At 24.5% G+C, this 13,435-nt stretch carries 18 protein-coding genes; 16 read left to right on the forward strand and 2 right to left on the reverse strand.

Annotation, left to right across the window (positions count from 1 at the left end; translation table 11 throughout):
* The first annotated feature begins 2 nt into the window (after positions 1 to 2).
* The 16 genes from AVBRAN9334_RS08730 to AVBRAN9334_RS08805 all read left to right on the forward strand — a co-directional run bounded on the left by AVBRAN9334_RS08730 (position 3) and on the right by AVBRAN9334_RS08805 (position 11,004).
* Entirely contained in the window at positions 3 to 1,259 is a 1,257-nt protein-coding gene (locus AVBRAN9334_RS08730) for a TrbI/VirB10 family protein (RefSeq protein WP_336607583.1), read from the forward strand.
* Complete coding sequence (locus tag AVBRAN9334_RS08735) at positions 1,260 to 1,811, forward strand: transglycosylase SLT domain-containing protein (protein ID WP_336607584.1); 552 nt, start codon at positions 1,260 to 1,262, stop codon at positions 1,809 to 1,811.
* Positions 1,795 to 1,959: a hypothetical protein gene (locus AVBRAN9334_RS08740; RefSeq protein ID WP_336607585.1), complete on the forward strand. Its 165-nt coding sequence runs from the start codon at positions 1,795 to 1,797 to the stop codon at positions 1,957 to 1,959. Before AVBRAN9334_RS08735 ends, AVBRAN9334_RS08740 begins: the two co-directional genes overlap by 17 nt.
* The gene (locus tag AVBRAN9334_RS08745; RefSeq protein ID WP_336607586.1) at positions 1,956 to 2,090 is read left to right on the forward strand and encodes a hypothetical protein; all 135 of its coding nucleotides are present in this window, start codon (positions 1,956 to 1,958) and stop codon (positions 2,088 to 2,090) included. The genes AVBRAN9334_RS08740 and AVBRAN9334_RS08745 overlap by 4 nt, the downstream gene beginning before the upstream one ends.
* Positions 2,091 to 2,093: 3 nt before the next feature.
* Positions 2,094 to 4,337 carry a zincin-like metallopeptidase domain-containing protein gene (locus tag AVBRAN9334_RS08750; RefSeq protein ID WP_336607587.1) on the forward strand — a complete coding sequence of 748 codons (2,244 nt, stop codon included), beginning with the start codon at positions 2,094 to 2,096 and terminating at the stop codon, positions 4,335 to 4,337.
* Between the two features lies 1 nt (position 4,338).
* Complete coding sequence (locus tag AVBRAN9334_RS08755; RefSeq protein ID WP_336607588.1) at positions 4,339 to 6,132, forward strand: type IV secretory system conjugative DNA transfer family protein; 1,794 nt, start codon at positions 4,339 to 4,341, stop codon at positions 6,130 to 6,132.
* A gap of 59 nt (positions 6,133 to 6,191) precedes the next feature.
* Positions 6,192 to 6,899: a nucleotide-binding protein gene (locus AVBRAN9334_RS08760; protein ID WP_336607589.1), complete on the forward strand. Its 708-nt coding sequence runs from the start codon at positions 6,192 to 6,194 to the stop codon at positions 6,897 to 6,899.
* A 181-nt stretch (positions 6,900 to 7,080) separates the two neighbouring features.
* Entirely contained in the window at positions 7,081 to 7,260 is a 180-nt protein-coding gene (locus AVBRAN9334_RS08765) for a hypothetical protein (protein WP_336607590.1), read from the forward strand.
* A 75-nt stretch (positions 7,261 to 7,335) separates the two neighbouring features.
* A complete protein-coding gene (locus tag AVBRAN9334_RS08770) occupies positions 7,336 to 7,710 on the forward strand; it encodes a Fic/DOC family protein (RefSeq protein WP_336607591.1) in 375 nt (124 codons plus the stop codon).
* A 61-nt stretch (positions 7,711 to 7,771) separates the two neighbouring features.
* On the forward strand, positions 7,772 to 8,257 hold the full coding sequence (locus tag AVBRAN9334_RS08775; protein WP_336607592.1) for a S26 family signal peptidase: 486 nt from the start codon (positions 7,772 to 7,774) through the stop codon (positions 8,255 to 8,257).
* A 138-nt stretch (positions 8,258 to 8,395) separates the two neighbouring features.
* Complete coding sequence (locus tag AVBRAN9334_RS08780) at positions 8,396 to 8,602, forward strand: hypothetical protein (protein WP_336607593.1); 207 nt, start codon at positions 8,396 to 8,398, stop codon at positions 8,600 to 8,602.
* Positions 8,592 to 9,332, forward strand: a complete 741-nt coding sequence (locus AVBRAN9334_RS08785) for a zeta toxin family protein (RefSeq protein WP_336607594.1) — start codon at positions 8,592 to 8,594, stop codon at positions 9,330 to 9,332. Before AVBRAN9334_RS08780 ends, AVBRAN9334_RS08785 begins: the two co-directional genes overlap by 11 nt.
* Positions 9,333 to 9,360: 28 nt before the next feature.
* Positions 9,361 to 9,741: a conjugal transfer protein TraM gene (locus tag AVBRAN9334_RS08790; RefSeq protein WP_336607595.1), complete on the forward strand. Its 381-nt coding sequence runs from the start codon at positions 9,361 to 9,363 to the stop codon at positions 9,739 to 9,741.
* A gap of 144 nt (positions 9,742 to 9,885) precedes the next feature.
* On the forward strand, positions 9,886 to 10,566 hold the full coding sequence (locus tag AVBRAN9334_RS08795) for an AAA family ATPase (RefSeq protein WP_336607596.1): 681 nt from the start codon (positions 9,886 to 9,888) through the stop codon (positions 10,564 to 10,566).
* 3 nt (positions 10,567 to 10,569) lie between these two features.
* The gene (locus AVBRAN9334_RS08800; protein ID WP_336607597.1) at positions 10,570 to 10,782 is read left to right on the forward strand and encodes a hypothetical protein; all 213 of its coding nucleotides are present in this window, start codon (positions 10,570 to 10,572) and stop codon (positions 10,780 to 10,782) included.
* 36 nt (positions 10,783 to 10,818) lie between these two features.
* Positions 10,819 to 11,004, forward strand: coding sequence for a hypothetical protein (locus AVBRAN9334_RS08805; RefSeq protein WP_336607598.1), 186 nt, complete (start codon positions 10,819 to 10,821; stop codon positions 11,002 to 11,004).
* Positions 11,005 to 11,092: 88 nt separating this feature from the next.
* Here AVBRAN9334_RS08805 and AVBRAN9334_RS08810 read toward each other — a convergent pair whose 3' ends face one another.
* Complete coding sequence (locus AVBRAN9334_RS08810) at positions 11,093 to 12,046, reverse strand: Abi family protein (RefSeq protein ID WP_336607599.1); 954 nt, start codon at positions 12,044 to 12,046, stop codon at positions 11,093 to 11,095.
* 9 nt (positions 12,047 to 12,055) lie between these two features.
* The coding region (locus tag AVBRAN9334_RS08815; protein WP_336607600.1) for an LPD7 domain-containing protein at positions 12,056 to 13,435 on the reverse strand (1,380 nt) is incomplete at its 5' end.

Below are 13,435 nucleotides of genomic sequence, written 5' to 3' on the forward strand. Positions count from 1 at the left end.
TTATGAGTAACAACTTAGAAATCAATGCAACTCCTAATAAAATCACTCAAAGCAAAAGAATATCTAAAGCTCCAATAATTATTATTGCAGCTTTTGTTATTTTGGTATTATTTGCATTATTTTATGCAGCACTTGCTAGAAAGCAAAATATAGAAAATAATATAATTAAACAAGAAGAAACAAATCAAATCGATAACACAAACACTACAAGTTTTATTGAAGAGCTTGAAAAATCTAAAAATAATTCAACATTTACAATAATTTCAAGCGACAATGCAATAGCTCAAAATAAAGAAATTATTCCTATTCAACAAGACTTTTTAATTAAAAAAGAACCAGAGCAAATAAATATACAAAGCAATAATTTCAATAAAATAAATTATCAAGATGATAACGATTTAAGCTTTAAAAAAGATATGCAGCAAAAAGCATATTTAGCACCTACTCAAATTGAAACTAAATCAAACAATTACTCTTATGATTTTAATAATAGTGATGTAAATATAAATTCAAAACCTACACTACATTTCAATGATGAAGAAATTATGGCTCAAGCTAAAGCGCAAGCTGGAATGTTTGGTGGCTCATTTAATACTGAAACTAATGATAAAAATTATAATACAAGTAATTTTTTAGACAATCAAGTAGATAATGGCTATCTCCAACATAAAAAAACTAAAGCGCTATCGCCTTATGAATTAAAAGCTGGTTGGGTAATTCCTGCAGTATTAATTACTTCTATTAATTCAGAAATTCAAGGGCAAGTTCTAGCTCAAGTTTCACAAAATGTTTATGATAGTGTTACAGGTAAATATTTGTTAATCCCACAAGGCACAAAAATTGTCGGTTCTTATTCTTCTAATATTTTATGGGGTCAATCAAGATTGTTAGTTGCTTGGAATAAGTTAATTTTCCCTGATGGTCAAAGCTTAATTTTAGATAATATGCAAGGCGTAAGCGCAAATGGACTTACAGGCTTTAAAGATAAAGTTAATAATCATTACATTAGAACTTTTGCTTCAGCTATATTATTATCTTCAATTACTGCTGGTGTATCACTTGCCGATAATTCAACAGGGGAAAAAGAAACCGCAAAAGATAAAGCAATATCATCAGCAATAGAACAAATGAGCCAAGTAGCAGCTGAAATAATTAGAAAAAATATGAATATAGCACCAACGCTAGAAATTAGAAGTGGTTATAAATTTAATATTTTTGTTACTAAAGATATTATTTTAGAACCTTTAGAAAGATATTAAATGGTTGATATAGCTTTAATAGAACAATGTAAAAATCCAAATGTTCCTACCGAAATAATACAAAAAATTATTTTGATAGAAAGTAATAATAATCAGTTCGCAATAAATGTTAATGGTATAGGCTCATTTATATTAAAAACAAAAGAAGAAGCCAAAGAAAAAATCAATTATTACTTATCAAAAAATGCTAGTGTTGATATAGGTTTAATGCAATTTAATTCTAATAATTTAAAGCTTAAAGCCTTTTCAAGTTATAGCGTTGATGATTTATTAGATACTTGCAAAAATATAAAAGCTGGTAGTGATGTTTTTTATTTGGCGTATGAAAGCACCGATAAAAATTTAAGCGAAAAAGAACGAATAAATCAAGCGCTTTCTGTATATAATACAGGAAATATTACAAATGGTTTTTTAAATGGCTATGTAGCAAAATATGATAGCAATTTAAATATTAAAAATATAAATGAAGAAGCAAGAAAATCAAATACCAAAATAAATATTGCTTTTAATTTATTTAACTTAGAAACTTTAAAAAATGAAAAAGCTCAATAATATTTCTTATTTTGCTTATAAAAGCACCGATAAAAATTTAAACGAAAAAGAACAAATAAATCAAGCATTTGAAACCATTAAAAAGTTAGAAAAACGCATAGCTCTAGTTTTACTACCTATGCGAAAAAATAATAAGGAGAAAAAATGAAAGAATTTACAGATTTAGAATTAGTTGAAAACTACGCTTATGAAGTTAGCCCTGAAGTTGCCGAAGAATTAGGTGCATTTGTTGAAAATGCTATAAACGAATATGATTTTATAGATAATGATGAGAGTTAAACTATGAAAAATCAAGATTTTATTCAAAATACTGCTGAAAAAATAATTGAAAGTTTAAAAAATGGTACTGCTCCTTGGATTAAATCTTGGAAAGCGGATGAATTAAATAATATTATGCCATATAACCCAAAAACAAATAAAAATTATAATGGTATTAATTCAATTAATTTAATGATGCAAGGATATGATGATCCAAGATGGCTTACATATAAACAAGCACAAGAATTAGGTGCTTATGTTAAAAAAGGCGAAAAATCAACTTCTATTCAATATTGGCAATTTAGCGAAATGGTTGATAAAGTAGATGAAAATGGAAATATTATACTTGATGAAAATGGTAGGTCTGAAAAAATAGAAATTGAACTTGAAACGCCTAAAGTATTTTTTGCAAGTGTTTTTAATGCTGAACAATGCGAGAATTTACCAAAATTAAAACAAAAACCTAAAATTGATAATTTTAAAGTTATTAAAGAAGCACAAGAGATATTAGATAAATCTAATGCTAATATTAAACACGGTGGTTCAAGAGCTTTTTATAATTCATTTCAAGATACAATTACATTACCAAATAAAAGTGCATTCATAGATGAAATTGCATATTATTCAACAGCTTTACACGAGTTAGGGCATTGGAGTGGTCATCAAAATAGATTAAATAGAGATTTAGCCCATCCTTTCGGAACAAAAGAATATGCTAAAGAAGAATTAAGAGCAGAAATTGCTAGTTTTTTATTATGTGCAAAAATTGGACTTGACTATGACCCAAGTAATCATTTATCTTATATTGATGGTTGGGTTAGTATATTACAAGATAAGCCTTATGAAATTTTTAGAGCAACTTCAGATGCAACAAAAATAGTAAATTTTCTAGAAGACTTTACGCTAGAACAAAAATTAGAAATTGAGCAAAATACACAACCTAAACAAAATATAATACAAGAAAATAGGGAGCAAAATATGAATAATCAAGATTTAGGACTTGCAAAAGAAAAAATTTATTTATATGTTCCTTATAAAGATAAGGATGAAGCAAAAAAACTAGGTGCAAAGTGGGATAAGGAAGCTAAAGCTTGGTATGCTGCTAAAGGTACTGATTTAAACAAATTAGAAAAATGGCTTACTAAACAAGAACAAAAACCGCAAATACAAATTAATGAAGATGAAGTAAAAGCAGAATTTACAAAAGCATTAAATGATGCAGGACTCGATGTAAATGAACCTATAATGGATGGAAAATTACGTAGAGTAAGAACTTATGATGATAAAGGTAGAAATCTTAGTGGGGCTTATGTAGGATTTTTAAATGCCCATCCTGCAGGACATATTCAAAATTTTAAAACTGGATATAAAGAAAATTGGAAAAGCTCGTTAAGTTTAAACCAAACAAAAGATAAAACACAAGAAATACAAATCCAAAAAGAAAAAAATACTAATATAAATTTAGCTAGAGAAGAAGAATTGTTAGAAAAACAAGAAGCTAGTGCATTAAAAGCACAAGAAGAATACAACAATGCTAAATGGGCTTATGACAAACACCCCTATTTACAAAATAAAGGTTTAGAAAAAAATTATTATTTAAAACAAGATGAATTCGGAAATCTATTAATACCATTAAGTGATATTGAAGGCAAACATTGGACTTCTCAAAGAATTTTTTCCAATGGCGATAAAATGATTGGATTAATTAGAACTAAAGAAGAAAAAGAACAAAACATAGAATATCCATCAAAAAAAACTGGTAATTTTTTTATTATTGGAGCAAAAAATCTTAATAATGTAAATGAAATTTTTGTTTGTGAAGGTTTTGCAACTGCTGCTAGTGTTTATGAAGCTACAAAAAAAACAACAGTTATGGCAGTTGATGCTGGAAATCTTGAAGTTGTCATTGCTAATATTAAAGAAAAATACCCAAAAATACAGATTACAATAGCAGCTGACAATGATATTAAAAAAGAACTAGAAAATAAACCAAACGTAGGAAAAACAAAAGCTTACGATATTAAAAATAAATACAAAGATATTAAAATTGTATTGCCACAATTTACAAAAGAAGAAATTCAAAAAGGTTATAGTGATTTTAATGATTTAATGCGTTCTAGGAAATTATTAGAAGTAACTAAACAAATAAAAGAACAATTAGCTAAACAATTAACAACAGAAAAAGCATTAAGTGCAAATTCACAAAGTAAAGACAAAGCTATTAATAAACAAATTAATATCACAAAAGATATTGGCATAGGATATTAATATGAATAAAGATAAAAATCAATTTATAGTTTTTTTATTTGCTTTTTTTGGAGTAGTTATAGCAATTATAATAATAAGTTCTATTGGAACACAATATCTAGCAGGGACTTTTAATTATTCTCCTGCTCTTGGAGAAACCCTTGCTTATGATTTATACAATCCTTTTTCTTGGATTTTTTGGAGTATAAAATATAGTTCAAATTATCCTGATTTTTTTAGAAAATTTTATTTAATTATGTGTTCTTTAATTGCTTTAGCATTTTTATTTTTTGTAATAATTAAAATAGCCTATTCAAGAAAATCAAAAGCTATTAAAGACCTTCACGGCTCTGCACATTGGGCTAGTTTAGATGAAATCAAAGAAACAGGTGTTTTAAATACAAACCAAGGCGTTTATATTGGTGGTTATCAATATAAAAACACTTTACATTACTTAAGACACAATGGTCCAGAACATATTTTATGTTTTGCTCCAACAAGAAGCGGTAAAGGTGTTAGCTTAATATTGCCAACATTACTTGCTTGGGAAGAAAGTGCAATTATTTTAGATATTAAATCAGAACTTTTTAACTTTACAGCAGGTTGGAGACAAAAATATGCAAATAATAAAATACTTAAATTTGACCCATCAAACCCTAATGGCTCAATAAGATTTAATATACTAGAAGAAATTAGAATTAATACAGATTTTGAAATAAAAGATACTCAAAACATAGCTATTAATATAATTTATAAAGGGGATACTCCAGATGAAAAAACAAGTAGTTCAACAGGTTATTTTAGAAGTGAAGCAAAAAATTTTTTAGTTGCTTTAATACTTTATTCTTTACATATTGCAAAAAATAAAAATAACAATATCCCTAATCTTACAGATATTTATAAATTCTTAAACGATCCTAAAATGAGTATAGATGAAATACTTGAAGAAATGCTTGAATGTGATATTGCAAGAGATGATACAAATGAAATAATACAAAGTATAGCAAGAGCTATGAAAAATAAAGCAAGTCAAGAATTGTCAGGAGTTATAGGAACTACAAGTGAAAGCTTAAATTTATATATAGACCCTATTTTGGCAAAAAATACAGCTAAAAGCGATTTTAAAATCAATGAGCTTATGAATAGCGATAAACCAGTAAGTTTATATTTAATTATTCCACCTTCAGATAAAGATAGATTAAAGCCGCTATTTAATTTAATTATTAATCAAATTTTTAGGACCTTAACTGATGTAAAATTAGGTGAAGAAAAAACATATAAACACAGATTATTGTTTATGGGAGATGAGCTGACTAGTGTAGGTAAAATTGCGACCTTAGAAGAAGGCTTGGCTTATTGGGCAGGATATAGAATTAAGTTTTATGGTATTATACAAGATCTTCAACAATTATATAATTTATACACAGATAAAGAAAGTATAACTTCAAATTGTCACGTTAGAATTGCATTTGCACCTAATAATATACACACAGCAAAACTACTTTCAGAAATGTCAGGAACTACTACCATCATTAAGCGTTCAATCACTAGCAGCGGCAAAAAACTTCAAGCAGTTTTAGATAATGTAAGTGAAACAATGCAGGAAGTTCAAAGACCATTAATAACGCCTGATGAATGTATGAGGATTCCATCAGCTAAAAAAGACAAAAATGAATTAATAATTGAGCCAGGAGATATGTTAATTTTCATTTCAGGCAAACCTGCAATTTATGGGAAACAAATGTTATATTTTAAAGATCCAGTGTTTAGCGATAGGTCAAAAGTTGAGTATTCAGAACAATTAAACAATATATAAAAACACGCATAGTTCTAATTTTATTACCTGTGCGAACAGTAAAAAGGAGAAAATTAACAATGACTAAAATTCATTTTATTTTAAATGGTAAAGGCGGTATAGGAAAAAGTTTTATAAGCTCTTTATTATGCCAATATTTTTTACATAATAAAGAAAGTATATTAGCAATAGATACTGACCCAAACAACACTACACTATGCAATATCAAAGCATTAGATGCAAGTTTTTTAAAACTAATAGATGATGATGGTAAATTTAATGTAAGAGAATTTGATAAGATAATTGAACTAGCATATTCTAAAGAAAAGAAAAACTATATTATAGATTCAGGTGCTACAACATTTATCCCATTAATTGATTACCTAAAAGAAAATGAAATAATTTCTATGTTAAAAAATGAAAAAATAGAAATATATTTTCACGTTCCAATAGTTGGCGGGCAAGCTCAAGATGATACAATTTTAGGCTTAGTTCAGTTAGCAAATAATTTTAATTGTAATTTTATTGTTTGGTGTAATGAATATCACGGTTCTTTACGTGATTTTGAAAACACTCAAGAATATAACGCCATAAAAGAAAAAATAAACGCATTAATATATTTAAAACAATTTAGCAAAGATACTTACGGAAAGGACCTTTTAGAACTAACTTCAAAAAATCTAACTTTTGATGAAAGTTTAAAAGATAAGAGCTTTTCACTTATGTCAAAACAAAGACTAAAAATATTTAGAGATAAAGTATTTGAACAAATTAAAATTATATTATAGTTATATATAATTTATATTTTTTATATATAAAATTTATATAAAAAATATATAAATCTTATATTATTTTAAGTTTATTTTGATATAATTCTTTAAAATTAAAAAAGGAGAAAAAAATGAAAAATTATAAGAGTCAAATTCGCTAAAAGAAAGCTTAGAAATTTTAAAAAGATATAAAAACGATGTGAGTAAAGAAGACTATGAAGATATAAAAGGCATTATAGGTAGCCACGCAATAGAAAATTCATACGCTGATGAATTAGATATTATTATGATGTTAAAGCAAACTGTTTATGGCTTAAGTGTTGATGAAGTTTTAGCAGAATATAAAGAAAAAGGTTATGTTGATTATGAAAGAAAATAAATTAAGTTTTGAAGAACTTGTAACGAAGATAGATTTGAACTTAATTTATTAGAACCTATATTTAAAGGAGATAGTATGTTTTGCAATGGGCAATTTATACCAAATGAAGTGAATCGTATTTTTTCTAATTTAGAAAAACAAAACTATTTTAAAAACTGTAAAAGCATTGATGAACTAGCAAAAAATTTAGCTGAATTTATTGGAGATTTAAATGCCTTACATCCATTTAGAGAAGGCAACGGAAGAACCCAAAAAATATTTATAAATCAATTAGTTCAAAACACAGGGTATAAATTGGACCTAAGGTTAATTGATAAAGACAAAATGATAGATGCCAGTATAAAAGCTATGGATTGTGATTATAAAAAACTTGAAACCCTTATTAAGGTTAATTTAAAAAGCTTTAAACAAAACCTTGAGAAAGAGCAATCGCAAGGAATAGGATATTAATATATAAATTATATTATTTTTATATAAAAAATATATATAATTTATATAAATAATTTAAAAAATGAAAAATATTTGTAAATCAATAACGAAAATAATTAAATATCTAATACTTAGCTTAGCTGCATTTGTTTTAATAGTTATTCCTTTATTTTTTTCTTTTGGTTTAGTTATTAATACAACAAAATCAATGCCCTTAGGCTTATATAAAAAAGTAGATGGACCATTAGTTAAAGGAGATTTGGTTATGTTAAAAGTTCCTACTATAAATGAATATCTTATAAAAAAGATTGCAGCTACTAAAGGAGATTTGATTGAAATTAATTCTAATGGCGTTTATATCAATAATATTTTACAAACAAATACAAAAATATTTAAATACGATACCTTTAACCAGCCGTTACACTTTAATCAATTAAAAACTATTTTAAAAGATAATGAATTTATTGCTTTAGGAGAACATATAAGAAGTTATGATAGTAGATATTTTGGTATTGTAAAACAATATGAAAATAATATAAAAAAACTTATAAAAATAATAACATTTTAATATTATTTTTATATAATATTTATATAAATTATATATAATAACATAATTTTAAATCTTAGCATTTGAAATCATTAAAAAGTTAGAAAAACGCATAGATCTAGTTTTACTACCTATGCGAAAAAATAATAAGGAGAAAAAATGGCAACAATTATGGAAAAAGATGTTTTATTAGAATATGCAACATTTGGATATTTGATTAAAAATAGAGATACAAAAGAAGCTCAAGATGATTTAAATAAAATGTACGAAATAAAACAATGGTTATACTCTACTGATGAAGAAGATATAGATTACGAAAGCACCAAAGAACAAGTAAAAAAAATAAGGCTAAAATATGAAAATTGATGAGAATATTTTTAATGTAATATGGTCCGATGTAAAAAAAGATTATATTACACCCGTTAATAATTATAAAGCATTTGTTCTAGGTGGTCAGCCTGGTGCTGGTAAATCAAAACTAATCAAGCTTATTGAACAAGAGCTTAATAGCAATGTTATCGTAATAAATGGAGATGATTATAGAAAATATCATCCAAATTATGCTAATTTACAAGCTACTTATGGCAAAGATTCGCCTAAACACACTGCTGAATTTGCAGGAATGATTACTGAAATGATTTTAGATAAAGCTATCAAAAATAAATTAAATATAGTAATTGAAGGAACTTTTAGAACCGCTACTACACCGATTAAAACACTAAAATTATTTAAAGATAATGGTTATAACACAAATGTATTAATTCAAACTTGCCATAAAGATATTAGTTGGAAATCTTGTCTTGAAAGATATGAAAAAATGTTAGAAACAAATCCAAATGAAGCTAGATTTACAGATAAAGTTCATCACGATATAGTAGTTGATAATCTGGCAAATAATATTAAAGAAGTTCAAAAATCAGGCTTAGTTGATAATATGAAAATATATTCAAGGATTTTAGATAAAAAAACTGGTATGTTTAATCAAGTTGAAATTTATAATAGTGATTTAAAACCTAAAGTTAATATTGCAACCATTAATAAATATTTAGGTTTGGAAAGAAAACTAAATTTGGAAAATTTATATAATTTTGATTAATATGTAGGTATAGTAAGAAAAGTAAAAAATGGATAAAAAACAAATTATAGATGAGATAGCAAAAAAACATCATTTAATACTAGATGAAAATGACCCTATTTTTGCAATCATTACAGCTAACGAACTTATGTTTGATGATTATATAAAACAACTTGAAAGGGTGAAAATAAAAAATAAAGTTGATTTAGAAAGCTATAAACAAAGTTTAATAAGTGATATTCAAGAAGAGTTTAAAAAACATCATCAAATTTTACAAGAACTAAAATTAAATAAAATTCCTAATTCAAATTCTAACCAACACCAAAATGAAAAAAATATAGACTGTAATAAAAAGAATATTTTTATAGCTTTTGTAATAGGTCAGATTATATTTTTACTTATTGGACTAATTATAGGCATATTACTATAATATAATTTTAATATATATTTGATATAATTTTTATATATATTTTATATAATATTAAGCTTATTTATATATAATTATCGTAATTAAGAAAATGTATAATTTTAGTTTTTACTACCTATATGAAAATTTTAAAAAAAGGAGACAATAATGGTAGTTTCTATTATCAATGAAAAAGGTGGCAGTGGTAAAACAACATTAGCTGTCAATTTAGCTGCTAGACTTGCTTTGGATGGTGATAGTGTTTTATTAATTGATGCTGACCCACAAAAATCAACTGAAGTATTTTCAGATATGAGAAGTCAAAACAATCTAAAGCCTATATTTAGTAATGTATGTAAAACTGGTGTAAGTTTAGGAGATGAAATAAAACTTATGAAAGATAAATTTGATTCAGTTATTATTGATACTGGTGGTCGTGATAGTAAAGAAATGAGAAAAGCAATTTTAAATTCTAACATAGTTATTATTCCGACACTACCAAGCCAATACGATGTAAGTGTTTTATATCATATGTTTGAACTAATAATAGAAGCAAAAGAATTTAATCACAATCTATTAGTTTTTGTAGTAACTAATAGAGTTTCTCCTAATCCGTTTTTGCAAAAAGATTTACAAAATTTACAAAACTATATAAAAGACTTACAAGATGAAAAAAATATTAGCGATATATATTTACTTGATAGTGTAATTTATGAAAGACAAGCATATAGAAAAGCTGTTATTGAAGGTAAAAGCATAAATGAATTTGATAATTCTAAAGCAAGTGAAGACTTTGAACAATTTTATCAAGAATTATTAGAAAAAACAAAAAAATTTATAAAAGGATAAAAAATGGGATTTAAAAAACTAAGCGAAAATGATTTTATAAATGCTGCTAGGGGCGAAACTTCTAATATTAATAATATAAATGAAACTCCAAAAAGAACAAAAAGTGTGCTTTTCCATTTAACGGAAGAAGAAGCTGCTGAATTAACACAAGAAGCAGCCAAACATAAAATGGGTAGAAGTGCTTATATTAGATTTAAATTATTTGTAAAAGAATAATGTAATATAGCTAAGAAATAATAAAAGGAGAGCAGAATGGAGAATAAAGTCTATAAAAGTGTTTTAGAATATATAAAAAATAATAAAATTAATAATTTTGCTACTTTATGTGATAATTTAAAAACAACTGATAATTTATCAACTACTGGAAGAAAATTTAGAGCTATCATAGAAAATCCAACATTTTTTAAAACTTATTTTGATTCATTAAATTTAAAATAAGATATATTTACCTTTTTAAGTATATAATTACAGTACTTGGAAAGAACAAAGGCTTCTAGCCTGAACCACATACAGAAGATATGTGGTTCTATTTTAGTATTATTCTAGTTGCTTTTTTGATAAATAAATATTTATATTTTACAATTCTAGGAATCTTAAACCATACTTTTTTTTCACACTTTATAAAGAAATTTTTTATTGACTTTTTACCAAGTTTTTTTAATTTACCTTTAGGACATAATTTATTAAAAACATATACTAAACATAAAAAATCGTGTAATAAAAATTCTCTACCCAAATCATCATTCATATTATTTTTATATAAAATATATTTTATATTATATGAATATCCTTTAGATTGTTGATTATTGCTATCTGTATATTTATTTCCTAATTTTTGTAAATTATCTCCCAATAAATATAAAATGCAATTATTATGTGCTGCAGCATTTCTTAAATTCTTAATTGCATATAACTCATTAAGTATCAATTGTTTTAAATCCTTACCTTTATAATATTTATTTATATAAAAATTATAAAAATCTAATGTTTCACTAAATGTTAAAATTTCCAAAAGATTCCATACTGCAAAATTAGAACTATATTTTGTCATAAAAGATTCGGTGTAATAGTTTTTTTTACCATTATAATATCTTTTTAATTCATTCGGCACATAGTTATTTAAAAAATCTTTCACACTAATATAACCATCATCTTGATTATTAGTAGTACATAAATAATTAATTTTTGTTTTTAATAAATGTTCACATATAAGAGATAACTCCAATACTAATGACCTAAAACTTGTATCTAAAATACCAAACCTATGTAAAGACTTAAAATCTAAATTTTTATATACACCATTATTATTTTTTTCATAACACTTATTAAAAGTTTTAAATTTAAAAAAATAATTTCTTTCTTTTAAAATTTTAAACACTTCTGTTTGGTTTATATTATCTCCTACATTATTAATATCAATTATTATATTTTTATTATTAAAAAATTCCACTTGTTCTTTAAAACTTAATTTATTTTTCATATATATCCTTTAAAAATCATTGAAATTTATATCATTACTTTCTATGATTTCAACTTTTAAATCATATTTAGATTGTTTTTTTAGTTTATGATACATATCATCAATAATTTTTATATTTAATTCACTATCTAATTTAATTGCATTAGCTTTTTTATCTAATTTTTCAAGTTGCATATTATATTTATTTATAAATTCATCAACATCAACTTTTTTATTTTCATAAAAACCTTTAGCAACATCTACGATTTTATCTAATTTTTCAAAAATACTTACAAACTTATTAATTTTTTTGAATTCTTCTTTATCTTTTATATTGTTTAATAAATAATTGTTCATAGCTTTTAAACCATTGTTATTTATATCATTAACTTTAAATCCATCAATTTGTATATTAACTTCATAGGTTTCAAAAGAATCTATATCATTATAATCAAAACCAAGTTTTTTAAATTCTCCAGCAAAAAAAGTTGCATTATTATTTAATAATTTTTCCTTTGTTTTATTAAATGATTTGATTATTTTTTCCTTCTTGTTATTATCAATACTATCATTTTTATTTATGTTTTTAATTTGCAAATCAACTATTCTTAGTAATGTATTTTTAGTTTTTAAAATTTGTTTATGACTTTGATTTGATTTATGTATTTTATCCATAGCTATGTCTTTAAATTCAATATCTAAATTATATTCATTTGCTACATCTAATATTATTTTTTTAAAATCATCACTACCATTAATATCTAAAACACGCCCAAATCTCTCCATTGATTTTAAAAGAGAATCTAAAATAAAATCTTTATCTTTAATATCTACTTTAAGTTTTAAAAAATCTCCTTTATCTATCATTTTACTTTGCTTATTTTCATATACAATAAAACCATCATTGCTAATACATTTTATATCTTTAAAAACCTTTCTATTATTTAATTCTGAACTAATAGTATTGTCGTCTTTATCCGGTATTATTTGTTTTTTAGATAAAATTTTAATAGCTTCTTCATTATTTTCAAGTGCTTTTGAGATTAAAAAATCTTTCCAAGATATTTTTTTATGCTTTTTGTATGTATTTTTTTGTTCTTGGTTTAAATCTTCTAATTCTTTTTTTAATTTATAAAATGTAAATTTATTGCAACCTTTAAAAGATTTTTTAATTTTTTCTCTTTTAATTTTAATTTGCGATAAATTATAATCTAATTTGCTTTTATTTTCACTTTCATATTGAATATATTCTTGCCATAAATTACTTGTTTTTGCAATTGGTTGTATAGGTTCTTTTTTAAATTTAATTTTATTGTCATTATTAATATTTTCATTTTGAATATTTAAATCAATAGGACCAAAACGTTTTAATAATTGTTGCTTTGATAATTGTCTATGCACAAAACTTGC

Source organism: Campylobacter sp. RM9334 (assembly GCF_020138145.1).
Lineage (GTDB): Bacteria > Campylobacterota > Campylobacteria > Campylobacterales > Campylobacteraceae > Campylobacter_E.

Coding starts and splice junctions, on each gene's coding strand:
- AVBRAN9334_RS08750 (WP_336607587.1), top strand. CDS start 2,094: ATGAAAAATCAAGATTTTATTCAAAATACTGCTGAAAAAATAATTGAA.
- AVBRAN9334_RS08790 (WP_336607595.1), top strand. CDS start 9,361: ATGGATAAAAAACAAATTATAGATGAGATAGCAAAAAAACATCATTTA.
- AVBRAN9334_RS08775 (WP_336607592.1), top strand. CDS start 7,772: ATGAAAAATATTTGTAAATCAATAACGAAAATAATTAAATATCTAATA.
- AVBRAN9334_RS08805 (WP_336607598.1), top strand. CDS start 10,819: ATGGAGAATAAAGTCTATAAAAGTGTTTTAGAATATATAAAAAATAAT.
- AVBRAN9334_RS08730 (WP_336607583.1), top strand. CDS start 3: ATGAGTAACAACTTAGAAATCAATGCAACTCCTAATAAAATCACTCAA.
- AVBRAN9334_RS08740 (WP_336607585.1), top strand. CDS start 1,795: ATGAAAAAGCTCAATAATATTTCTTATTTTGCTTATAAAAGCACCGAT.
- AVBRAN9334_RS08780 (WP_336607593.1), top strand. CDS start 8,396: ATGGCAACAATTATGGAAAAAGATGTTTTATTAGAATATGCAACATTT.
- AVBRAN9334_RS08795 (WP_336607596.1), top strand. CDS start 9,886: ATGGTAGTTTCTATTATCAATGAAAAAGGTGGCAGTGGTAAAACAACA.
- AVBRAN9334_RS08770 (WP_336607591.1), top strand. CDS start 7,336: ATGTTTTGCAATGGGCAATTTATACCAAATGAAGTGAATCGTATTTTT.
- AVBRAN9334_RS08745 (WP_336607586.1), top strand. CDS start 1,956: ATGAAAGAATTTACAGATTTAGAATTAGTTGAAAACTACGCTTATGAA.
- AVBRAN9334_RS08810 (WP_336607599.1), bottom strand. CDS start 12,046: ATGAAAAATAAATTAAGTTTTAAAGAACAAGTGGAATTTTTTAATAAT.
- AVBRAN9334_RS08760 (WP_336607589.1), top strand. CDS start 6,192: ATGACTAAAATTCATTTTATTTTAAATGGTAAAGGCGGTATAGGAAAA.
- AVBRAN9334_RS08785 (WP_336607594.1), top strand. CDS start 8,592: ATGAAAATTGATGAGAATATTTTTAATGTAATATGGTCCGATGTAAAA.
- AVBRAN9334_RS08800 (WP_336607597.1), top strand. CDS start 10,570: ATGGGATTTAAAAAACTAAGCGAAAATGATTTTATAAATGCTGCTAGG.
- AVBRAN9334_RS08755 (WP_336607588.1), top strand. CDS start 4,339: ATGAATAAAGATAAAAATCAATTTATAGTTTTTTTATTTGCTTTTTTT.
- AVBRAN9334_RS08735 (WP_336607584.1), top strand. CDS start 1,260: ATGGTTGATATAGCTTTAATAGAACAATGTAAAAATCCAAATGTTCCT.